At 57.4% G+C, this 22,869-nt stretch carries 17 protein-coding genes; 6 read left to right on the top strand and 11 right to left on the bottom strand.

Annotated features, from left to right (window positions below; all coding sequences use genetic code 11):
• Position 1 precedes the first annotated feature (1 nt).
• From AOP6_RS04350 to AOP6_RS04330, 5 genes are all read right to left on the bottom strand, one after another.
• The gene (locus AOP6_RS04350; protein ID WP_155875398.1) at positions 2–1,783 is read right to left on the bottom strand and encodes an acyl-CoA dehydrogenase family protein; all 1,782 of its coding nucleotides are present in this window, start codon (positions 1,781–1,783) and stop codon (positions 2–4) included.
• A 32-nt stretch (positions 1,784–1,815) separates the two neighbouring features.
• Positions 1,816–2,991, bottom strand: a complete 1,176-nt coding sequence (locus AOP6_RS04345) for an acetyl-CoA C-acyltransferase (protein WP_155875397.1) — start codon at positions 2,989–2,991, stop codon at positions 1,816–1,818.
• A 56-nt stretch (positions 2,992–3,047) separates the two neighbouring features.
• The gene (locus tag AOP6_RS04340; protein WP_155875396.1) at positions 3,048–5,435 is read right to left on the bottom strand and encodes a 3-hydroxyacyl-CoA dehydrogenase/enoyl-CoA hydratase family protein; all 2,388 of its coding nucleotides are present in this window, start codon (positions 5,433–5,435) and stop codon (positions 3,048–3,050) included.
• A complete protein-coding gene (locus AOP6_RS04335; RefSeq protein WP_155875395.1) occupies positions 5,432–7,288 on the bottom strand; it encodes a long-chain fatty acid--CoA ligase in 1,857 nt (618 codons plus the stop codon). The genes AOP6_RS04340 and AOP6_RS04335 overlap by 4 nt, the downstream gene beginning before the upstream one ends.
• A gap of 230 nt (positions 7,289–7,518) precedes the next feature.
• Positions 7,519–8,328, bottom strand: a complete 810-nt coding sequence (locus AOP6_RS04330; RefSeq protein ID WP_155875394.1) for a sirohydrochlorin cobaltochelatase — start codon at positions 8,326–8,328, stop codon at positions 7,519–7,521.
• Positions 8,329–8,435: 107 nt separating this feature from the next.
• Here AOP6_RS04330 and AOP6_RS04325 point away from each other — a divergent pair, with 107 nt between their 5' ends.
• The gene (locus AOP6_RS04325) at positions 8,436–8,789 is read left to right on the top strand and encodes a TraR/DksA C4-type zinc finger protein (RefSeq protein WP_155875393.1); all 354 of its coding nucleotides are present in this window, start codon (positions 8,436–8,438) and stop codon (positions 8,787–8,789) included.
• A gap of 9 nt (positions 8,790–8,798) precedes the next feature.
• Here the strand turns inward: AOP6_RS04325 and AOP6_RS04320 are convergent, their stop codons facing one another.
• The 3 genes from AOP6_RS04320 to AOP6_RS04310 all read right to left on the bottom strand — a co-directional run bounded on the left by AOP6_RS04320 (position 8,799) and on the right by AOP6_RS04310 (position 11,115).
• On the bottom strand, positions 8,799–9,158 hold the full coding sequence (locus AOP6_RS04320) for a hypothetical protein (protein ID WP_155875392.1): 360 nt from the start codon (positions 9,156–9,158) through the stop codon (positions 8,799–8,801).
• Between the two features lie 99 nt (positions 9,159–9,257).
• On the bottom strand, positions 9,258–10,568 hold the full coding sequence (locus AOP6_RS04315; protein ID WP_155875391.1) for a diguanylate cyclase: 1,311 nt from the start codon (positions 10,566–10,568) through the stop codon (positions 9,258–9,260).
• A gap of 154 nt (positions 10,569–10,722) precedes the next feature.
• Positions 10,723–11,115 (bottom strand): TIGR02266 family protein, encoded by a 393-nt coding sequence (locus tag AOP6_RS04310; protein WP_213194757.1) that lies wholly within the window; start codon positions 11,113–11,115, stop codon positions 10,723–10,725.
• 280 nt (positions 11,116–11,395) lie between these two features.
• On the opposite strand from AOP6_RS04310, the gene AOP6_RS04305 reads away from it, so the two are divergent.
• Positions 11,396–12,220 carry a cation transporter gene (locus AOP6_RS04305; RefSeq protein WP_225897352.1) on the top strand — a complete coding sequence of 275 codons (825 nt, stop codon included), beginning with the start codon at positions 11,396–11,398 and terminating at the stop codon, positions 12,218–12,220.
• A gap of 184 nt (positions 12,221–12,404) precedes the next feature.
• Here the strand turns inward: AOP6_RS04305 and AOP6_RS04300 are convergent, their stop codons facing one another.
• Positions 12,405–15,038, bottom strand: coding sequence for a glycosyltransferase (locus AOP6_RS04300; protein WP_155875389.1), 2,634 nt, complete (start codon positions 15,036–15,038; stop codon positions 12,405–12,407).
• 530 nt (positions 15,039–15,568) lie between these two features.
• Between AOP6_RS04300 and AOP6_RS04295 the strand changes: the two genes are divergently transcribed.
• Both AOP6_RS04295 and AOP6_RS04290 read left to right on the top strand, forming a co-directional pair.
• On the top strand, positions 15,569–16,990 hold the full coding sequence (locus AOP6_RS04295) for a hypothetical protein (protein ID WP_155875388.1): 1,422 nt from the start codon (positions 15,569–15,571) through the stop codon (positions 16,988–16,990).
• Positions 16,987–17,631, top strand: coding sequence for a VWA domain-containing protein (locus AOP6_RS04290; protein ID WP_155875387.1), 645 nt, complete (start codon positions 16,987–16,989; stop codon positions 17,629–17,631). The genes AOP6_RS04295 and AOP6_RS04290 overlap by 4 nt, the downstream gene beginning before the upstream one ends.
• A gap of 278 nt (positions 17,632–17,909) precedes the next feature.
• On the opposite strand, the gene AOP6_RS04285 is transcribed toward AOP6_RS04290, so the two are convergent.
• Both AOP6_RS04285 and AOP6_RS04280 read right to left on the bottom strand, forming a co-directional pair.
• Positions 17,910–18,950: an acyl-CoA thioesterase gene (locus AOP6_RS04285; RefSeq protein ID WP_155875386.1), complete on the bottom strand. Its 1,041-nt coding sequence runs from the start codon at positions 18,948–18,950 to the stop codon at positions 17,910–17,912.
• Between the two features lie 128 nt (positions 18,951–19,078).
• Positions 19,079–20,050: a hypothetical protein gene (locus AOP6_RS04280; protein ID WP_155875385.1), complete on the bottom strand. Its 972-nt coding sequence runs from the start codon at positions 20,048–20,050 to the stop codon at positions 19,079–19,081.
• A gap of 390 nt (positions 20,051–20,440) precedes the next feature.
• On the opposite strand from AOP6_RS04280, the gene AOP6_RS04275 reads away from it, so the two are divergent.
• Both AOP6_RS04275 and AOP6_RS04270 read left to right on the top strand, forming a co-directional pair.
• Positions 20,441–21,460 carry an NAD-dependent epimerase/dehydratase family protein gene (locus tag AOP6_RS04275; protein ID WP_155877646.1) on the top strand — a complete coding sequence of 340 codons (1,020 nt, stop codon included), beginning with the start codon at positions 20,441–20,443 and terminating at the stop codon, positions 21,458–21,460.
• Complete coding sequence (locus AOP6_RS04270; RefSeq protein WP_225897351.1) at positions 21,460–22,728, top strand: hypothetical protein; 1,269 nt, start codon at positions 21,460–21,462, stop codon at positions 22,726–22,728. The genes AOP6_RS04275 and AOP6_RS04270 overlap by 1 nt, the downstream gene beginning before the upstream one ends.
• Positions 22,729–22,869: the final 141 nt, after the last annotated feature.

The raw sequence follows: 22,869 nt of genomic DNA, 5'->3' as shown, positions 1-22,869 counted from the left end.
CTCACTGGAAAATATATTTTTCAGCGCTGATGGCCTCTTCGGCTAGTCGCCGCTTGGCCGGCAGCAGACCCGTGGCGTCATAACGGGTGTAGCGGCGGATGCCACTGAGCATCATGGTCAGATTATCCCCTTCTTCCACATAGAAGGCTCCCCGCCGGGCCGCTGTCCCCACCGCCTCCGCCGTTCGGAAAGCGCAGACCTTCACCACGGCGGTCAGCAGTTCCTGGCGCTTGTCGCTGGCTTTGGCCAGAGACTTTTCGGCCCGCAGCACAGCGCTCTCCAGGGCGAAAATTTCGATGGCGATATCGGCGGCGGCCGTGAGAATCTCCTGCTCATCCTGCAGGCGCATGAGGTACTTCTGCACCGCCGCGCCGGCCAGCAGCAGGAAGACGGCCTTGAGATTCTTGAGCAGCACCTTCTCGCGGGCGAAAGGCAGGCTGTCGTCGATCTCCTCGAAGCTCGGCGTCATCAGGCCCTCCAAGGCCTTCATGGCTTCCTTCTGCAGGGGCAGCTCCCCCTTCATGGCTTTGCGCAGGATCATGCCGGGGATGAGCAGACGGTTAACCTCGTTGGTCCCCTCGAAGATGCGGTTGATGCGCTCGTCCCGGTAGTAGCGTTCGGCCGGATACTCGCTGACGAAGCCGTAGCCGCCGTGGATCTGCACCACCTCATCGACGACCTCGGCCAGCACCTCGCTGCAGTAGACCTTGGAGATGGCGCACTCGGTGGCGTATTCCTCAATCCCCTTCTGATAGAGATCGTAGTAGTTGTCCACCCCCTTTTCCAGGGTGGCCAGACGGTTGTCGAGCAGACCGGCCAGACGGTAGACGAGGGATTCAGAGGCGAAGGTGGCGGCGGTCAGGTTGGCGAGTTTCTCCTGTATGGCCCCGAAAGAGGCGATGGGCTTGCCGAACTGCTTGCGCTCGTTGGCGTAGCGGATCCCCTCGGCCAGGGCCATCTTGGCGGCGCCGGTCACCCCGGCTCCCAGCTTGAAACGGCCGACATTGAGGACGTTGAAGGCAATCTTGTGCCCCTTGCCGATTTCGCCGAGGACATTTTCCACCGGCACCTTGCAGTTGTCGAGAATGATCTGGGTGGTGGAAGATCCCTTGATGCCGAGCTTCTTCTCTTCGGCTCCGATCACCAGCCCGTCGAAATCCCGCTCCACCAGAAAGGCGGTGAAGTGTTCTTTGTCCACCTTGGCGAAGACGGTGAAGAGCTGGGCAAAGCCGCCGTTGGTGATGAACTGCTTGGTGCCGTTGAGAAGATAGTGCTTGCCGTCCTCCGACAGGGTCGCCGTCGCCCTTGCCCCGAGAGCGTCACTGCCCGACTCGGGCTCGGTAAGGCAGTAGGCGGCGATCCACTCGCCGCTGATGATCTTCTCCAGGTATTTCTCCTTCTGGGCGGCGGTGCCGTAGTAGATCAGCGGCAGGGTGCCGATGCCGGAATGGGCGGCGTAGGCCACCGAGAAGGAGCCGGCGTAGGAGATCTTCTCGCCGACCAGCATGCTGGTGGCCTTGTCCAGTTCCAGGCCGCCGTATTCCTCCGGAGCGTCGATCATGAGCAGGCCCAGTTCGCCAGCCTTGCGCATCCCCTCCACCACCAGGTCGAAGTTCTGCTGGTCTATTTCTTCAATATGGGGAGCGATGTCGTTGGCGACGAACTGCTCCGTCGTCTCACCGATGGCCCGCTGCTCGTCGGTAAAGTCCTCGGGGGTGAAGACCTCGTCCTTCGTCACCTCGGTTACCAGAAACTCTCCGCCCTTGAATAATCGTGTCGTCATAAGTCACCTCATTTCAGGATTCAGGCTGGCGGCTAACCGAGCCGCTCGAAGATACCGGCCGCCCCCATGCCGCCGCCGATGCACATGGAAACCATGCCGTATTTTTCGCGACGTCGCCCCATCTCCGCCAGCAGGGTGGCGGTCAGCTTGGCCCCGGTACAGCCGAGCGGATGGCCGAGGGCGATGGCGCCGCCGTTGACGTTGACGATTTCGGGATTCAGCTTCAGCTCACGAACCACGGCGAGGGCTTGAGCGGCAAAGGCCTCGTTAAGCTCGATGAGACCCAGATCGGCCTGTTTGAGACCGGCCATCTTCAGGGCCACAGGCACCGCCTCCACCGGCCCGATGCCCATGAGCTCCGGCGGCACGCCACGGGCGGCGAAGGAGAGGAAACGGGCGATGGGCTCTTTCCCCGTCTTCTTCAGATAGTCCTCCGACACCACGAGCACACTGGCGGCGCCGTCGGTCATCTGCGAGGCGTTGCCCGCCGTCACCGTCCCCCCGACCTTGAAGGCCGGCTTGAGCCGGGCCAGCCCGTCAAGGCTCGTATCGGCCCGCACACCGTCGTCGGCAGCCACTGTCTCCCGGTTTTTCGCCACCTTACTGCCGGACAGAGTCGCCGTCTCGATCTCCACGGGGATAATTTCGTCGGCGAAGCGTCCTTCCGCCAGCGCCTGGGCAGCTTTCTGGTGACTGGCCAGGGCGAAGGCGTCCTGATCTTCGCGGGAGACCCCGTACTTTTCCGCCACCAGCTCCGCCGTAATCCCCATGGAGACGTAGGCTTCCGGCCACTGGCTGACCAGAGACGGGTTGGCGCTGAACTTGTTGCCGCCCATGGGCACCGTGGTCATCGATTCGACCCCGCCAGCCAGGATACAGTCAGCAAAACCCGCCATGATACGCTCGGCGGCCAGGGCGATGGCCTGCAGTCCCGATGAGCAGAAACGGTTGATGGTCTGGGCCGGCACCTGGTAGGGCATTCCTGCCCGCATGGCAGCCACGCGAGCCACGTTCATGCCCTGCTCCCCTTCGGGGAAGGCGCAGCCAAGAATCACGTCGTCGACGGTCATCGCCTCGATGCCCGTGCGCTCCAGCAGGCCGCGAATAGCGGCGGCGGCCAGGTCATCCGGACGCATGTCCTTGAATTTTCCTTTGTGGGCCCGGCATCCCGGGGTTCTATAGGCAGCCAGTATATAGGCGTTTCTCATGGAAACCTCCAATTGCGTGCTTGATTGGTTCGGGTTGGCAAAAAGGGACGACTGGCTCAGTTGCGCAGCGGTTTGCCCTTTTTGAGCATGTGTTGAATGCGCTCCGCTGTCTTTTTGTTGCCACAGAGTTTCAAAAACCCTTCGCGCTCCAGGTCGAGCAGGTATTGCTCGCTGATCGGCGTACCGGCTGGGACGTCGCCACCGGTGATGATGCCGGCGATAACGCCGCCCATCTCCGCCTCGTACGGGGTGACAAAGCCGCCCTGCTGCAGATTCCACAACTGGCTGCGGATACTGGCACCCACGCTGCGCCCCGCCGCCTTGACCCCTTCTTCGGGACGGCCCGGCCGGTAATTGCGCGCCAGAGCCAGCACCTTCTGCTTGGCATCGGCAATGAGACGGTCGGCGTTCATGCTGATAGTGTCACCTTCGTCCATGTACCCCAGTTCGTAAAGCTCGGCGGCACTCATGGAGACCTTGGCCATGCCGATATTCTGGAAGAACTTGAAGACGAAAGGAGAGACGTCTGTACCATAGGTCGCCGCCATTCGAGCAGCCCGCAAAGCCATCTCCTTGGTGCCGCCGCCGGCGGGCAGCAGCCCGACACCGATTTCCACCATCCCCATGTAGGTCTCGGCGTGAGCATTGATGGCGTCGGCGTGAATGCAGAATTCACACGCGCCGCCGAGAGCCAGACCGAAAGGCGCCGACACCACCGGGATGGGGGAATACTTGATAGCCATGGTCGCCTTCTGGAAGGCCCGCACCGCCAGGTCCACATCCTCGTAGGCCCCTTCGGCCAGGGCCACGGCCAGCATCATCAGGTTGGCCCCCACCGAGAAATTGGCGCCCTGGTTGCCGATGACCAGGCCGACGCCGTCAGCCTCGGCCCGGGCCAGGGCTTTGTGGGTCATGCTGAGGATGTCGCCGGTGATGGCGTTCATCTTCGAATGGAACTCCAGACCAAAGACGCCGTCCCCCAGGTCGATAACGGAGCAGTTGGCGTTCTTTTCCACCACGGCCCCGCCGCGTTTGAGAATATCCAACCGGATCTGGCCGGGATCCAGGGCCACCGGCCGGTACTCACCGGCGGCCAGGTCGTAGGCCTGCTTCACGCCGCCTTCGAAACGGTAGAAGGACTTGAGGCGGGTCAGCACCTCGGGGATCTCGACGCCGTCCTGCTGTGCCCGTTTGACGAAGGCCGCCACACCGATGGCGTCGAACATCTCGAAGGGACCGATCTCCCAGTTGAAGCCCCAGCGCATGGCGTTATCGACATGGACGATATCATCGGCAATCTCGGGCAAGCGACGCAGAGTATAAAGCAGGGTATCGCGCAGGCTGCGCCAGGCGAACTCAGCCCCCTGGTCGGCACCGCTGACCACCATCTGCAGACGTTTGGCCGGGTCGTCGATCTGGCGGGCCGCGTCGATGGAGGCGAAACGGGGGCGCGCCGACGGCTGGTAGTCGCCGCTGCGGTAGTCGTAGTAGAAGATCTGCGAGCCCCCTTCCCCTTTCTCCTTGCGGTAGAAGCCCTTTTTACTCTTGTTGCCGAGCAGCCCCTTGCCGACCATGGCCTGCATGAACTCGGGCACCCGGAAAACCTCGCGTTCCTCGTCGTCCGGCAGCAGTTCGTAAGAATTGTTGCCGACATGCACCAGGGTGTCGAGACCCACCAGGTCGGCGGTGCGAAAAGCGGCGCTCTTGGGCCTGGCGGTGGCGGGTCCGGCCACGGCGTCCACCTCCTCCACCGTCATCCCCATCTCAAGCATGTGCTGCACCGACTTGAAGATGGCATAGACGCCGATGCGGTTGGCGATAAAGTTGGGCGTATCCTTGGCGTGGACAACCCCCTTGCCCAGACGCTGGCGGATGAATTGGGACATCGCCTCAAGTACCTGCGGATCGGTGTCGTGACAGCCCACCACCTCAAGCAGGCGCATGTAGCGCGGGGGATTAAAGAAATGGGTCACCAGAAAATTTTTACGCACTGCCTCGGGCAACGCCTGCGCCATGTCGTTGACGGAAAGACCGCTGGTGTTGGTGGAAAGGATGGCCCCTTCCTTGAGGTTGGGCACCACCTGGTCGCGAAAGAGCGTCTTTTTGATGTCCAGGTTCTCCACCACCACCTCGACGACCCAGTCGCACTCTTGCAGGCGGGGCATGTCATCGGCGAAGTTGCCCACCTCCACGCGGCGAGCGTACTCTTTCAGATAGAAGGCCGCCGGCTTCATGCGCGCCGCTGTCTCCACCCCTTCGGCGGCAAGCCGGTTGCGCACCGGCGGACTGTCCAGAGTCAACCCTCGCGCCTTCTCCTCTTCCTTCAGCTCGCGAGGGACCATGTCGAGAAGCAGGACATCCAGCCCCGCGTTGGCCAGGTGCGCGGCGATGGTGCTGCCCATCACGCCGGCGCCAAGTACGGCTACCCGTTTGATCCTTATCATCCTTTTCCTCCATTGCTTGGCAGCTCCCTGTCAGGGAAACCATTGCCGGGTTCCAGATACAGGCGGTTTATTTTATCCTGGTATTTCTGATAGATAACCTTGCGTTTGAGCTTGAGGGTCGGAGTCAGTTCGCCGCCGTCCACGGAAAAGTCCCGGGGAATGAGGACGAACTTCTTGATCGTCTCATAACTCGGCAGCCGGTCGTTCACAGCCGCAATGCGCTCTTCAAAAAGGGCGAGCACCTTTTCGTTGGAGACCAGGTCCTCGAAATCGAAGTAGTGAATATTTTCCTGCTGGGCCAATTCGAGCAGGCGCTCGATATAAGGCGTCAGCAGAGCCACCAGGTAGGGACGGCCGTCACCGTACACCATCGCCTGCGAGATGTACTTGTCCAGCTTCAGCTCGCTCTCGATGGGCTGCGGTGCGATGTTCTTGCCCCCGGAGGTAATGATGATCTCCTTCTTGCGATCAACAATCGTGACGAAACCTTCGCCATCGATACGGGCGATGTCCCCCGTCTTCAGCCAGCCGTCCTGAAAAACCGCCGCCGTTTCCTCGTCATTGCGGTAATAGCCCCGCATCACCTGCGGCCCGCGCACCAGCAGCTCGCCATCCTCGGCCAGGGCCAGCTCGGTCTTCTCCAGGGCCTTGCCCACCGAGCCGAAACGGAGCGCTTCCTTCGTACTCAGGGTCAGGGCCGGGCTGGTCTCGGTCAGACCGTAACCCTCGAACACGGGAATGCCGATGATCCACATGAACTCGTTGATGGTCTTGTCCAGGGGAGCACCGCCACTGATGCAGAAGCGCAACCTCCCGCCGAACTTCTGGCGGATCTTGCGAAAAACCAGGCGGTCAGCCAGACGGTATTGCAGCGCCAGCGCCCCCGGCGGCAGTCTCTTCACGTAGCGCTGCTCCACATAGCGCCGCCCCGTTTCTACGGCCTGAAAAAAGAGACGACGACGCAGGGGATTCATCTGATGGACATTCTCGTGGATACGCGCATAGATCTTTTCAAAAAGCCGCGGAACGCACACCATGGTGGTCGGCCGCACCTCCAGCATGTTCTCCACCACCTTCTCCACGCTCTCGGCGAAAGCGACATGGGAGCCGAGCATCAGCGGCGCATGGTAACCTGCCGTCCGTTCCAGCACATGGCTCAGCGGCAGAAAGCTCAGAAACACATCATCCCTCTGCACGTCGCCCAGCCTTTTTGCCCCGTAATAGGCATCGAAAAGCATGTTGGCATGGCTGAGCACCACCCCCTTGGGCGGCCCGGTCGTGCCAGAAGTATAGATGATGGAGAGGACATCGTCAGGCCCGATGGCCTCGATATCGTCTTCGATGGATTTTTTTTCGGCCGCCGTCAGCGGATGGGAAATCTCGGAGAGCTGATAGAGCGTATAGACGGGAAAGGTCAGATCCCCCAAAAAGCGCTCATAAGAGACCACCAGGCGCACCCCGGGAATCTGCTCCCGCACCTTGAGCAGCTTCTCGTACTGCACCCGGTTGGAGACGAAGACAATCTTCGCTTCGGCGTGGTTGATGACATAGGCGGCCTGCTCCGGTGTGTTGGTGGCGTAAATAGGCACGGTGATAGCGCGAGCTGCCTGCGAGCCGATATCCGAGATGGCCCAGCCGGCCCGGTTTTCCGAAAAGATCGCCACCCGGTCGCCTGGGAGAACCCCCGCCTTGCGCAAACCCCTCGCCGCCATGAGCACCCGTTCGTAGAAATGCTCGTACGTCAGAGAGATATACTGTCCCCCCTTCTTGTAGCTGATGGCCGTGCGGCCGGCAAAGGTGACAGCGTTTTCCCGAATCATCCCCGGAATCGACCGATAGGGCACTTCCTGCATAACAAATCCCCCCTTTTTGTCTGCACTCTTAAGTCAAGCTATACACAAGCATTACGTTTACGTCAAGTGGTTTTAAAACATTTTTTTACAAAATGGGAGAACGTGAATATGTAATAGCCAAGGCGCAGTCATTCTGCGCGATGCAAGGGATTAAAGCCCAGATAAGATTGACAAGACAATGGGTTGAACGGAAGGAAAAGGATGATGGCGGGGGTAAAAAGGAAACAGCATTATAAAAGCTCTAATTCTTTTATGACGCGCTGCCGGGTAGCCTCAATCTGTCCGGCAAAAAGCTCCAGAACCGCCGGATTTCGACCGAGGGGCTCGCTACAGCGAACATCTCCGCCCAGCAGATGTCGCCAACTCCGCGGATGCCCGCCAAGAATATCCGTGCGAACATGGTGACCGATGGTCAGGAGCAGGGGTACGATGTGAACGTGCCCCTGCTCCTGCACCAACTCACGAAGTCGCGACAGGGGCGCTGTGCCCGGGCCTCCCCGTAGGCTCGCCACAACCAGCCGCGGAAAACGGGCTTCCAGCATTTCAGCCAACGTTTGAAGTCGCTGCTGCGCTCCAACATCGTGTTCACTGCCATGGGCGGCCACTACCGTTGGCTCGGCCACGTCGATACGGGCGGCCAGGATATCGACCAGCGCCGCCACGGCTGTCGGCACACCGAGCAGAGGGGGGCCAGTCCGCACCTTCAGGTCTCCGGCGGCGGCGACAGCCTCCCCTGTCGTCGCCACGCTCAGCGGCTGTACCACGGCTGCGGCAAAACCATGGCGAGCCAGGTGAGCCAAGGTCTGCGGCAGGCTGCGCACCGCCAAGCCGCGATCTTGCAGAACCCCCAGGATGCGGGACGAACTGAAGGCCCAGCAGAGGACGGCGTCAGGAAATCGCCGCCGCATCCAGCCATCGACCTCTTCCAGCACGGCCAGCCCTTCCGGATCGGTGGTGCCGTTGGTGAGCAGGACAAGGGCGGTATGACGTTTATCCGTCATTGAGGGACTTTTTGCCTCGGGCAGACTGTCGATAGGCATGGAGTCTCCAGAGAGAAACAGTGTCGAAAACTAGTCCAAGTTTACAGCCTGGGCATCTTTCTATACAATAGGCACCTTTAATCCACCTGAAGCGACTGGAAATAACAATGCGTGACGATCTGAATCTGGAAGACTACCGGAGACTGCTGGAAGAACGGCTGGCCGCCATACGGCTGACCCGGGAAGAGCAGCGCAGAGGGGGAGACCCGGTGGAACTGGACCAGACCAGGGTCGGCCGCCTGTCGCGCATGGACGCCATGCAGCAGCAGGCCATGGCCCAGGCCTCGTCCCGCCGCATGGAACAGGAGGTGCAGCGGCTTCACGCCGCCCTTTCCCGCCTGCAAACAGGCAATTATGGCACCTGTGTGAAATGTGAAGAAGAAATCCCCAGCGGACGCCTGCAGATTGATCCGGCCACGCTGGTGTGCATCGACTGCGCCAGAGCGGCTGAGAGAAAATAGCCGGCCCGCCTAATGGCGCTGAACGTTGCCACTTCTTTGCAGCAACCGGCGAAGCTGCTCCACCAACGGTTCATCAGGCTGATAGACACCCTCATCCTCCAACAGCCGGATAAGATCCTGGCGTTCATTGAGCAGCACCTTCAGCTCCGAACTGCGGCAACTGGCGGCGTGGGTGCCGATAGGATGGCCACACTCCTCGCAGACATCTTCGCCGGCAACGGGAAGAACGGGCATATCGGTCACCTTGAAGAGCGTCTGCTCACTATGGCAACGATGACAGCGCCCCTTGATCTTGCGACCGATATTAATATTGGCGCCCAACTTACCGGCGCACTCGAAGCAGAGTTCTTTTCCCGACCAATCCTTCATTCGATTCGACTTTCATTCCTGTTCTACGTTCTCTAAGCGACTGCCTGCCCTATTCATTACTCGCCAAGTCCGCCCGCCGATAAAATCCAACAAACGCCATCACGCCTCAAATGTTTCGGTGTCAGTCGTCGGCCGTGCATTGTCCTTTTGCGTTATCACACGATTGCGACCTTTGGCTTTGGCCTCATAAAGGGCGTTATCCACGCGCAAAAACAAATCTTTCTCCGCCTGTTCCACACCACCCTCGACTTGCCGCAGACCGGCGACGCCAAAACTGGCCGTTATTTGCAAGACGCGACCATCCAGCAGCATGATGGAATTTCCAGCGATCTGCTTTCGAAGCCTCTCCGCCACGGCTGCAGCCCCCTGTTCGTCGGTCTCCGGCAACATGATCATGAATTCCTCGCCACCGAACCGGCTCAGGGTATCGCTTTCCCGGCGGCAAAGTTCGGCAATATCTGCCACAGTCCGTAGGACGCGATCACCCACCTCGTGGCCATAGGAATCGTTAACACGCTTGAAATGGTCCAGATCGAACATAATGCAGGCAAGAGGTTTTTGGTAGCGCACAGCTCTCTTGATCTCAATCCGCAGCCGTTCCATGAGGTATCGGCGATTTTTCAGACCGGTCAGCTCGTCGGTCACCGCCAGGCGATGCAGACGGTCTTCCGCTTCGACCAACCGGACACGCAATCCATGCACGAGTCGGTAGATAATACCAAAGAGGGAAAAAAAAGATAAAATGGCCAGGCCGACGATGAAATAGAGGTTTTTCTGCAAAGCCCGCTCAACCTCGCCGATATTGAAACGGACACTGATGCCTCCGCGGATATCACCAACCTCGTAGCCAGACGCGTGACATTCCAGACAGGAAGACTCAAAAACCAGAGGAGCTATGTAACGAAAATAGATCTCATCCCCTTGGCGCTCGCGGGCAAAAAACTCTTTTTCGCCATGCGCAAAACCGGCCAGAGCAACCCGTTCCAGAGAATCGGGTACATTCCCCGGATTGACGGGATTGAGACTGGTTATACGAAAATCAAAAGTACCCTCCTTGGCCACCATTTCAGAAATCTCACGAACCATCAAGGCCGGGTTCTTCTTGGTATAAACCGTGCCATCAGCGGCCTTGAAATCGGGGTTGACAAGATAGGGGTTGGATTCCGTCCCCGGCCCTTTTTCTACGTAAACGCCGCCATATCGTGAATTCCAGTTTCTTGCAAAAATGATACTCTCAGAGATCCAGCGCCCCTGGGTGAGAAGACCGTCTTCGATCGTCTGTTTGTTGGTGAGGAAAATACCCAGATAAACGGCGGAGACAAATCCCACCATCACCAGAAGCAGGTAGATGAAAAACGAGGTGATAGCGCTTTCCGTTACTTTGGCGTGTAAAAAACCAGGCTTTTGCATAGGGACAGTCTTCTCTTAGCGCAGGGCCGACAATACCAACCGAAACTTAAAACAGACCTCAAAATAACTGAAAACCCCTCCAGCACCAACATTCTTGCAGAACCAGGAAATAGCTCATACAAAACAGGATCCGCCGCAGGGGCAAAGGATGCGCCTACCAGTCGGACAAAACCCTGTTGCTCCGGATATATTCCCGCAGCAGAGCCAGATCGTCCAGCGGCAGATCGACGAACTGCACTCCCATACCGGCAGGAAGATGGGGGTTGCAGCGGTTGTCGGCGCGAAGCTCGTTGACCCAGGCCACGCGCCCCAGACACTGGATGGTGCAACGCGGCGCCGGCAGATCGAATTCCAGGCGAAGGGGTGTATCTGGAGGCATCAGACGTTGTGTTTCGAGAAACATCCCGCCCGAACTCAGATTGACAGAAAACTCTTCCAGAGCCCTCTCCCCTTCAACCCCGAAACGGACCTTCAGATGAGCGGGAATACGGGGTTCCGGTACAGAAGCAGACGCTGGTTTCTTTTCAATGGGTCGTGTTTCATCCATGTGGCACCTCTTGGCAGGGGCTAATGGGTAAGCCATCTTTTTTTTTACAACGGCAGAAACATATGGCCGCTTCGGCACAGCCACCCACCCCTAAAAGAGAAACTGTCAAACCTTTGACCCGGCACATCCCAGAAATCCTGGACTCGGGTCAAATCGCCGAACACTATTTATATACAGAGCAAAAGAGCAAAAAACATTCCATCTTTTTTAATCCATGCGATACAATACCATTTCAGTACCCTACCGGGCCTAAAAACCACACCCCAGGAGGTTTCCTTCCGTGACAACACCGGCCGCAAACCACCACCGCAGTCTTTTTTCCGTGCCCAAAATGGACTGTCCCGCCGAAGAGAACCTTATTCGCATGGCCCTGGAAAGAGCCCAAGGCATCACCTCCCTCTCCTTTGACCTCTCTCAGCGACAGGTCGCCGTCATCCACACGGGCGAGTCGGCGATCATCCTCCAGAAGTTGAAACCCTTGGGCCTGGGCGCACGACTCCTCGAATCCACCCCCATGGACGCTGCCGACGGGCCTGAAGCTGTACCTGCAGGTGATGCCGCTGAAGCGAAGACACTCTGGGTCCTGTTGGCCATCAACGCCTTCATGTTTGTGACTGAAATGGGAGTCGGTCTTTTCGCCCAGTCCACCGGCCTCATTGCCGACTCTCTCGACATGTTTGCCGATGCTGCCGTCTACGGATTGGCTCTCTACGCGGTGGGGAGAGCCGCCCGGCTCAAGATACGGGCCGCCCATATTGCGGGATGGCTGCAGCTGCTGCTCGCCCTCGGCGCCTTGAGCGAGGTTCTGCGCCGTTTCATTCAGGGAAGCGTGCCCATTTCCGGACTCATGATGGCCATGGGCCTGGTGGCGCTGGTGGCCAATGTCACTTCCCTGTTCCTCGTCTCCCGCCAAAAAGATCGCGGAGCCCATATGAAAGCCAGCTATATTTTTTCCGCGAACGACGTTATCGCCAACATCGGCGTCATCGTCGCAGGCGGACTCGTCGCCTGGACCAGTTCTCCTTACCCCGACCTCATCATCGGCACCATCATCGGCGTAGTCGTTCTCAACGGCGCTCGCCGCATTCTGCAGATCAAGGGATGATAGATACAAAGGCTACAGTTCTCTTTGTCAAGCATCCATCATGGAACAAGCCATGCGACGGTTGTGCCTGAAGGGAACAGGGGATTCAATCTGACTTTTTGTTTACCGCTAAAGCCCACCCCGCTTTTTGCCTTTTTAATGGCGACCCAAAGGCGAGGATACGTAACGCCAGGAAGAGGACAACCTATCCTAGCGGGGTTCTGCGAGTATTCGGCTGCCACCACCAGCGCAGCGCCGCCGATCTCCTCTCTGGCAGCACCAGATGCAGGCGGGGCATACTTCCGGCGATGGACGTTGCCAGCGCAGCCGCATAGGGGAACGCCTGCACCGTCAGCAGTCCTGCCCAGAGGAGAGCATCCCCACTGGTCATGCCGTAACGCCAGAGGAAAACCACGGCGGCAAAAAGAAGCAGGGTCAGGATCTGGGCTTCCTCCCAGGCCATCAGGAACGCCTGCACAAGCGCAGGCCTATTCTCTCCCTTTGGCGTTCGCAGAAAGGGCTTACTGGAGGTCCACAGCCCGTTGAACACCGCCCTGGCAATAGAGTGAGTCAGGCCCATGCCGGCAACGGCTGCCCCCAGACTCTGGAGGAAAGTGCAGGAAACCTTGGCCCGATAAAGAAGGAGGGCATGAAGTATTTTAAAAAGGAACATCCCCAGGGTCGGTAGAAGGAATATTTTCAACGGGATATCGAAGGTGTCCGGGAAGAGAAGAAGCCCCAGGGTCCAGAATATCCCTGCAAAGGTAAAGACAAGGTGCATGGCGTCTGTGAACCAGGGGAACCAACCGGTGACGAAATGGAATTTCTGCCCCAGGTCCAGTCCCGAAGACCGCCAGAGCAGCAGGGTGCGCCAGTGCCGCCGCAGGATTTGAACAGCGCCATAGGTCCAACGGAAACGCTGCCCCTTGTAGGCGGCAAAGCTGGTGGGAACAACCCCCACACCGAAAATATGGTTAACGTAAACGCCCTCGTATCCGGCGGCAAAAAGCCTCAGGCCGAGCTCGGCGTCTTCACAGATGCACCACTCTCCCCAGGCCCCAACTCCCTCCAATGCCTCGCGGCGAACCAACGTCATGGTGCCATGTTGTATGATGGCGTTTCGTTCATTGCGATGGACCATCCCGATCTGAAAAAAACCATTGTACTCCCAGTTGATCATGGTCTTGAAAAGATCGGACTGCCACTCCCGGTTATCCTGGGGTGCCTGCACAAAGGCAACATCCTTTTTTTCAAAATAGGGTACGAGCGAGCGTAGCCAATCAGAACTGACAACATAGTCGCTGTCAATCACACCGATGACTTCTGCACCAGGATCGGTCTGGGACAGGGCGTAATTCAGGGCTCCCGCTTTGTATCCCGGCCACTTGGGTAGATGAAAAAATCGGAACCTCGGCCCGAGGTTGGCGCAATAACTTTCGACGGGACGCCAGATTTCCTCGCGGGCGGTATTGTTGTCCACCACCAGCACCTCATAGTCGGGGTAATCGAGGCGGGCCAGACCGTCCAGGGTCTGAAACACCAACTCAGGCGGTTCGTTGTAGATGGCCAGGTGAATGGACACCTTCGGAACCGCAGCTTCCGGGGAGAAGGACCTCGGGACAAACCGGCGGCGCCAGTGCTGAATCCAGAGCATCTCCGTCAGCTCCAGGCCATTGGTCAGAATCACAATCAGCAAAAATCCCTGGGCAGGCAAAAGCAGGGTCCATATCACGAGCCCGACCGTGTTAAAACCACTGGTCCATGGCAGAAACAGGGTCCAGGCCAACAGGGATGAAGCCAATTGGACGAGGGCCGGAAAGAAAAGTCGACCGGCAAACCTGAGGTTGAGCCAGTGGGTCAGAAACAGAATCATGGGGCCAATAGCCAGGACTCCTGCAAACAGGGCCTGCCAACCCCAAAGGGGATTGGGAACCATGGGACCATCCAGGGGATACTTGAGATGTCTTGCCTTGTCGAACATGCCCCAGTACGCGCCGACCCGTCCCTCCAGGGCTTTTTTCCAGGGCTGATCGAAGGCTTCCATCAGGAAGTAATCAATTTTTCCCTCTGCGGCGAGCCCCAGGAACTCCCTGACGAAGCGGGCCTGGTTCACCACGGAAGGGATGGCCTGGCCAAAAACGGCGCCACCACTTGGCCAGCCTACCTCGCCAATGATGACCTTCTTGTCCGGAAAAGCCGCCTGCACCTGACGATAGCGCTCCATGGTCCAGGCCGGCGCCTCGGAGGCCGGGATCCCCTCCCAGTAGGGCAGTACATGGATGGTGATGAAATCGACCGCATCGGCAAGGTCAGGGTATTTCAACCAGACATGCCAGGGCTCGGCGGTACTGACGGGCAGTTCTGTCGCATCCCGCACCTCGGCGATATACGCCTTAAGCTGGACCAGCCCCAGATCGTTTCGCAGCAGGCACTCGTTGCCCACAAGGAGGCGCTCGATGTCGAATCCGCTGTTGGCGTTGGCGACCAACTGGTCGATCTCGCGCCTGTTCCTATCCAGGTCCTTATCAAGCCATGCACCAGCTGTCACCCTGAGCCCACGCTCACCAGCCAGGCGGGGGATATTTTCCAGTCCATCCGTGGAAGAATAGGTCCTCACACTGGCCGCCAATCCCGAAAGTCTGTCAAGATCGCCGGCAATGTCAGCGGGCTGCGGATACCTCTTCTTGAGAGGATTCTGCCCGTCGGCATAGGGGCTAAAGGAAAAGCCCTGAATATTCCCCGTCCAGCCCGGAATTTCAATCGGGCGGTTCAGCAGATACCACCCCAGGGAATTGGCAGCCAGCATCAGTAGTACGATAAAAAAAACGCTCTTGCGCATAGTCTGTTTTCACAACCTCGGAAAGGTTTATGGCATGGTCGATCGTGGGAAAAACGACAAATGCCCCTTCTTGAAAAGAAGAGGCATAGCTTCTAAGTGAGCGTTATTACTTGGACCCCAGGGGTCCATGGACATAGTTTAGATCCAGCAAAAAAGAGTGAATCGCAGGTCCGGCACAGCGCAGATGCTTATAATGCCGGATCCATGAAAAGTCAACGTAAATATTTGGACAGAAATATTGGGGCCCGGACCCGCTGTGCACGAACGGTCCTTCAAAGACGACGCCGACAATCAGGCAGCGGGCACGCCTGCGCGATTGCCGCCCAATAATGTTACCGTCGCTACGTCACATCGCTTTGTTCCATAGCACGAAACATACTTGCCCGCTTCGACACAGGCGTCTAACCTTCTGAATAAACAAGATATATAGCGATTGCATTTCTGGCTCAGACTTGGAACTCACCTTGCAGAAACCACGCATGGAGAGAACCAATGCAATATCATGAACCTGTCGGTTCAAGGAGGAAACGATGTCACTACTGTCACTGTTTGAGAAAAACCCGCTTTCCATGTACCCCATTCTGATCCTGCTGTTGCTGGCCCTGCTCTACCTGGCCCGGCATCAGGCCCATCGCATGGTCCGCTCGTTTACCCGCATCGCCTCGCAGGCGCTGCGCCTGGCGGCCCGCTCCCTGCTGCTCACCGAGAGCAAGCTGCGACAGCGCAACCGCGAAGTTCTGCTGGCAGCCGGAGCCGGTGAAATCGAGAAGGAACTGGAGCGGGAATTCCAGCGGGTCGATGCCGTAGTCAAACGCGATCTGCAAACGTACCCGGCCTTTCATCGCAGCATGTCCGACCTGATCACCCGCATCGACGAGGACTACCGGCAGAGCACGGAAGCCCCCCCCTCACCACCAGCCTGGATTTCCGCGATCGAAGCGGTAGCACAGGTTCCGAACACCGATGGCGGCGTGGCCGAAATCCTCGGCGAAATCAACAAGACGCTCGACCGTCACCACAAATCGGCCATGGACGACTACCGCAAGTCGAGCCAGCGACGCCACAGCCTGCTCAACAAAATGATGCCGGTCTGGCGTAAACTGAGCGAGACCCTGGAGCACGTCGGCAAAACCATCAACGGCCTGCATGAACGCTCGGAACTGATTACCGCCAAGATGGATGAATATGAGAAAATTCGCCTGGGCACGGATGAAGCCGAGCGCCGCCTCTCCTCTTCGTCCCTGACCCAGTTCGTCATCTCCGGTCTGGTCATGATAATCGCCATCGGCGGTGCCATCATCAACTTCAACCTGATCGCCCTGCCGATGTCGGAGATGGTGGGCGGCGGCAGCTACATTGGCAGCTTCAAGGTTTCCGATGTTGCCGCCCTGGTCATCATCCTGGTTGAAATCTCCATGGGGCTGTTCCTGATGGAATCGCTGCGTATCACCCACCTGTTCCCGGTAATCGGACAACTCGATGACCGGATGCGGCGAAAGATGATCTGGATCTCCTTCACCCTGCTCTTTACCCTGGCCGGCGTTGAATCAGCGCTCGCCTTCATGCGCGACCAGATCGCCGCCGATCTGCAGGCGCTGCGGCACTCACTGTCCGGAGTAGAAGCTGCAGCCGGGCAGGTCTCGAGTCTAATCCCGACCGTCGGGCAGATGATCCTCGGCTTTGTCCTGCCCTTTGCCCTGACCTTTGTCGCCATCCCGCTCGAATCGTTTATCCATTCGTCGCGCACGGCGATTGGCCTGACCCTCGGCTTTCTGCTGCGGACCACGGCCTTCCTGCTGCGGCTGACCGGAAATCTCATCAATCATTCCGGCAAGGCGATCATCGCCCTGTACGACCTGGCCATCTTTCCGGCGATCTGGATCGAGGACAAACTTAAAAAAGCGCCAGTGCAGGCGACATCCGAAACCCCGCCCAAGGAGGTGCATCCATGAAACGCCTCTCCTGTATCCTGATCGGATTACTGCTGCTCGCCGGCGGCTGTACCGACACCACCAGTCATTCGAAAGCGGTCTACATGCTGCTCGACACCTCCGGCACCTACACCCGCGAGCTCGACAAAGCCGCCGCGATCATCAACTACCTGCTCGGCACCCTGCAGCCGGGGGATTCACTCGCCGTAGCCCGGATCGATACCGGGAGTTTCAGTGAAAAAGATATCGTGCAGAAAATGACCTTCGACGGCCGGCCGTCGGTCTCCAATCAGCAGAAACGCGAGTTCAAGCAGAACATCGACACCTTCGTCAAGGAAGTCAAGGGTTCGCCTTACACCGACATCACCGGCGGCATCCTGCAAGCGGCCGAGTTCCTCTACGAGACGGGCTCCGGGCGCAAGGTGATCCTGGTCTTCTCCGACATGGAGCAGGAGCTGGCCAAGGGCTATGTGCGCGACATCCCGCTCCAACTCGAAGGAATCGAGGTGGTCGCTCTCAACGTTACCAAGCTAGGCGGCGACATCATCGACCCGCGCAAATACATGGATCGCCTCGAAGACTGGAAGGCCAAGGTCGAACAGGGCCAGGGGCAGTGGCGCGTCATCAACGACCTGGAACGCCTGGAGCGAATTCTGGAATAAGAGCCGGTATCTTCGGCATTGGCGAGGAGGCGGGGTTACCCCCGCCGTCCTCCCAGACCACCGTGCGTACGGTTCCGTGCACACTGAAAGTTTGAGGACGTCAACCGGTCAATTCCGGGGACACCTTACTTAATTCCCTTCCCCTTCGGCCCTGTCCGGTCAATTCCGGGGACACCTTACTTAATTCCCTTCCCCTTCGGCCCTGGCTTGCACGGTTTAAGCGTACGATCCAGCACGGTCTCCAGCCTGGCGACAAATCCCTTAGTCTATCAAGAGGCCTAATGCTGGTGTCGCCCCAATCCCTTGCTGCGACGAAATGCTTGCAGGTAGCGGGCGTCCTCACCGTAGGTGGTGGGATAAATGGTCGGTACTGGCTGGGGAGTCAAATCCTTGTTGACGTTCACAAAGGTAAACAGGCAGGAATTTGAAAGCGCCTGACTGGTGCGGTCGCGGCTTATTCGCCGGATGTTTGCCTCGACGGACACCGATGTTTTTCCTGTGTAAACCACACGGGTGGTGAAGTGGAGCTTGTCCCCGAGACGGACGGGGTGAAAGAAATTGATCCGGTTCACGGCAACAATGACCGGTCGGTTGGGAGCCACCAGTTCGGCGCAGATCGACGAGAGTTCATAAGCTCGTCGGACCAGGTAACCACCGAAAATCGTGGTGGGGACATTCTCCTGCTCGGGGTACATGCGTTCCCAGGAATCGGCCACCAGCTGACTGGCGATCAGGCCATTGAAGTTCGGCTCCTCCTGGGCGCGATGCAAACGATTCAACAGGTCATATTCCTCCCGCGTGGGCGGCTCCTGCGCCACGCTCTGCGCTGTCCGGTAAGCCTCCCGGCTGGCAATGGCATTCGCATAGCGTTGTTTTTCAAGGTCATCGGCGTACTCAAGCGGCGGTATCGTGACGCTCTCGGACTGACTACCGACACCGATCCTGGCCACCATGGTGAAAAAACAGGAGGCAATATGAACCTCCGGGTCGCCCGGATGTTCGACCCGGATGCCGACTTCCATTGACGTGCGACCGACATGATTGATCCGGGCCTTTATCACGAGATCACGGGTAACATCGGCGGCGTGCTTGATCAAAATTTCGTCAATGGCGGCCGTCACCACGCGGGCTTCGGGAAAGAATTGACGAACGTATTGGAGCGCCGTTTCTTCAGCGACTTTGTCGAGAACCTCCAGAAGACGGCCAAAACGAAAGTTTCCAAGCAATGGTTCATTCACGACCATAAAACCACGGCGCAGGGCGAGATCACTGCCCAGGGAGAGCGTTCGGTAAAAAGACGTATCGTTGGGCCGGGACATATATCCGTCTCCATCGTGTTATTAAGTGCAGGATGTTCAATGGAAAAAGAATAGTCTTAGCCTTGGGGATGTCAAACGAGAATGCCTGTGACACTTTACTTCTTCTACAGGCTCGTTTTGGGAGTTCATTAGAATTCGCCGCCTGTTTTGAAGGGTGAATTTTGATTCTGGTCACAAGGCGAAACGTTGGCCCACAGCACAATAAAGGGTTGACCGTCAGGGGTTCCAGCACTTGTGGCAACATGACTATTTTCGTTGCCCCAGACGAGTAATCGGTAACCAAAATTATCTGTTCCAAAATCACATCCCGGCAATGTGTCTAGGCGCTTCATTTTATTCAGTGTTTTGCCAAGGTAATCTTTCACTAAAGGTAAAGAAGTGTCAGGAAACTCAAGTCGTACAGCATGTAATTTTTTCTCTTTAAAGCTAAATGTCAGAAATCTTGCAGGGATGTTATCGTAAGCTGACTTGAGTGGTGCCCAACATACATAATCATCGCCCTTTATAACAAGTTCCTCATGACGCAACCCACCATAACAATTGAATTCATAGCCTCGACTTTTAAATTCTCGAATAACGTCCGCCTGGTTTTCATCGCCGAATTGGTCTAGCGCATGGATGAAGTTTGGTGCGGTAAAACGTTTGAACGAATCTGTCACTTCGTACTGGTAATGCTTGGGTAGCGAATAGAACACCCCGCCTGAAACAGCTAAAATCACGAGTATTGCCAGCAAGACATAGACCCTTTTGCTGCTCGGATTGGTTATTTCAGGAGAATCCCCCCTTTCCCGTCCAAGGTTCTTTCGCTCTTGGCTAGCGATTGTTGTTTGTGATGAGTCTGACGTTCCGTTACTTGTAGATGGGGAATTTGTCAGTGGTTCAATCTGGCAAACGATCCCAGTTTTATCCAAGGCGTTTTTGTAGCGGCGAGCAACATCCAACTCAATATTGGACTTGAAAATAAACTTTTCCCCTGAAAAAACCTTTTCAAGCTTGGCCTGGTCGTACTTACATAGTTGTGCAAGGTTTTCTTCGACTTCCTTTTTGGTTGTACCAGAACTAATTTCACCCGTTGTAATAATACGGTATATATTTCCCATTCCCCCCACCTCACAGTAAAGAAGCCATCCATAGAGAATAGATGGCTACATATACATTCCCATTAAGCCTAGTTTAAATATCTCCGTAGAGGGTGATTCTTTTTACGATATCAGTTTTAGTCATTGCCCTGTCCTTGGCATTCGACATGTTGCCATTGCAATTCTCTTGTGTCAATCGGCATCGAAATCTAACCCATCAACGGCGTGCAACCTTGACCCACTGTAAAACAGTTTTGCATCTAATTCCATTTGATTGTAATGTTTTCCACCGTTGGACCCTGTGCTGAGGGTGTGTCAAAATTGACAGCAGATCAACAATTCAATGACTTGTGCTATGATTCGCCGGATCATTCACTTAATTCAGGTTCTAATAAAAAAATCCGGTATGGAGTGCTTCAATTGGGCGGAAAACAAATTTTCATTACGGGGATAGCAGGTTTCTTAGGGAGTCATATTGCGGACAGGTGTCTGGCTGAAGGGTACCGGGTTTCGGGATGTGACAACCTGACGGGTGGCTACCTTGACAATGTTCCGACTGGCGCCGTGTTTCATCAAATTGACTGCAATGATTTTGGGCCACTGGCCGTTTTGATGAAAGACATCGATATTGTCTACCATTGCGCTGCCACCGCCTACGAAGGCCTCTCCGTATTCAGCCCACATCTGGTCACCCGGAACGTTGTCACGGCGACCAGTGGCGTTGTTTCCGCGGCAGCGGCCGGAGGAGTGGGGCGCTTCGTTCTCTGTTCGTCCATGGCCAGGTATGGCACCAATGAGGTCCCGTTTACCGAGGATATGGTGCCGGCTCCCCAGGATCCCTACGGCATCGCCAAATGGAGCGCGGAACGGCTTCTGGCCAATATTGCCGAAACCCACGGTATGGAGTGGGTGGTGGCGGTTCCTCACAATATCATCGGGCCGCGGCAGCGGTACGACGATCCTTATCGCAATGTGGCCGCTATTTTCATCAACCTGATGTTGCAAGGACGTCAACCCTATATCTACGGGGACGGCAACCAGCGGCGCTGCTTCAGTTTTGTCTCCGATGTGGTCGATCCACTGCTGCGGATGGCCACAGACGACCGCTGTGTCCGGGAGGTGATCAATATCGGTCCCGACGATGAGTTTGTGACCATCAACGAGTTAGCCGCCACTATTGCCAGGCTGCTCGATTTTGATCTGCAGCCGAACCGGATCGATGGACGTCCCCAAGAGGTTTACTTTGCCAACTGCTGCGCCGAAAAAGCCCGGCGACTCCTTGCTTACCAGCCGAAGGTAAAACTCGAAGAGGGCTTGGCCGTGATGATCGACTGGATAAAATCTCGCGGACCCCGCCCCTTTTTACACAATGTGGAGTTGGAAATAGACGGGCCGCTCGCGCCGAAAACATGGTCAAAGAAGCTACTGTGATGAGGAGCCTGCATCACGAAAGGGATGGCGGAGGGCTCGCACAAAAGGCGGCCACTCTGCTGGAGGAAGCCACGGCGTTGGAGGGATCGCTGCATCTGCCCGGAGTGCGCGATGACTATCGATCGCGGCTGGAGCAGGTTGTTCTATTGGCCACAGGGGCGCTGGACACCATGCAGGAAAGCGAAGAGGTTGACTTGCTCCTATGGGTGTTGGTGCGGGCTTTAGGAGCCCGGGCAGAGGATGCACGCTATGGTGCCGGGCAGCTCTCTCGCGGAGCGCAGCGGGCGCCCACATTGGAAGATTGCGAAGACGGCTGGCAGCGCGTCGAGCAGATCGCTGGCAATGCGGAAGAGGCGGCATTGGCGGCCGCACGTTTTGCGCGGCTACTTGATACGGCCAAAGCGAGGGAGGTCGCCCGCAGAGCCGAAATGGCCGCGACCGCCGCCAGGAAAATCGTCATGGAGCGGAACCGCGCTTACACCTTCCACGCCGATCCCGGATTTTCCTTTGGCGAAGGCTGGTACCTGGCTGCTGCGGCACTGCTTGCCGGCGTTCCCATCCAGATCAAACCTGGCGCTGCCCAGGAGTTGCAGGCCAAACGCTTCCTTCGCGATGCCGGGCTGGAAGGATCCCTTCGCCCCTATCGGCCTCGTCCGGCGAGTCCCAAGCATCTGACTCATATTATCGCTGAGGCTTTTCACGCCGACGCGGCAGAAGCACAGATCACTCTTCGCGCAGCGTTTTTGGGAGATAAACCGCCAGAAGCTTCCTTAAGATCATGGATCGATGGCCAGGTGGGAGGGAATCCAGGACAGAAGGTGCTGCTTTGGGTACGAACGGGTGACCACGATGCCCTGCGCAATACCTGTTTTGATGAGTTGCGTCAGCTTTCTGAACGGGTAGTGAATGCCGGGCTCACTCCCATCTTTTTCGGCGATGCCGTTCCCGCCGACCTTATTCCGACAAGCGGAGTCGACCTGACCCTTTGCTGGAAAGAGCCGCTTTTCCAGGGGCCGGACATGCGCCGGGCGCAACTGCACCTGTTTGAAGAGTTGAGATGCCGCCACGGACTGGTGGGCCAGATTGGCGTTACCACTGCCGGCATGGACGGACCGGCGCTTATGGGATTGCCCACCCTTTATCTCACACAGGAACGCAACGTCCGCCTGGGCAAGTGGGTGGGAGCCGTTCCGGGATATCAAGAAGTTGTGCGGGCACCAGGCTATTTCGAAATCATCCGCACCACCCTGCATCTGTGGCAGCAGTGACCCCCAGGTTGGCTCAGGGGATGGATCTTTGTGTCTAAGCTCGCGGCAGAGACGAGAGACACTCCGGGGTCGGACCAAGCTAACCATCTGTTTTTACAGGAATAACATCCCATAAAAGTGCGTTGTTCGCCGCTATAGGCA

Source organism: Desulfuromonas sp. AOP6, from assembly GCF_009731355.2.
GTDB lineage: Bacteria > Desulfobacterota > Desulfuromonadia > Desulfuromonadales > SZUA-540 > SZUA-540.
Note: the sequence above shows the minus strand (reverse complement) of the source record. Positions and strands in the feature narration are given on the sequence as shown.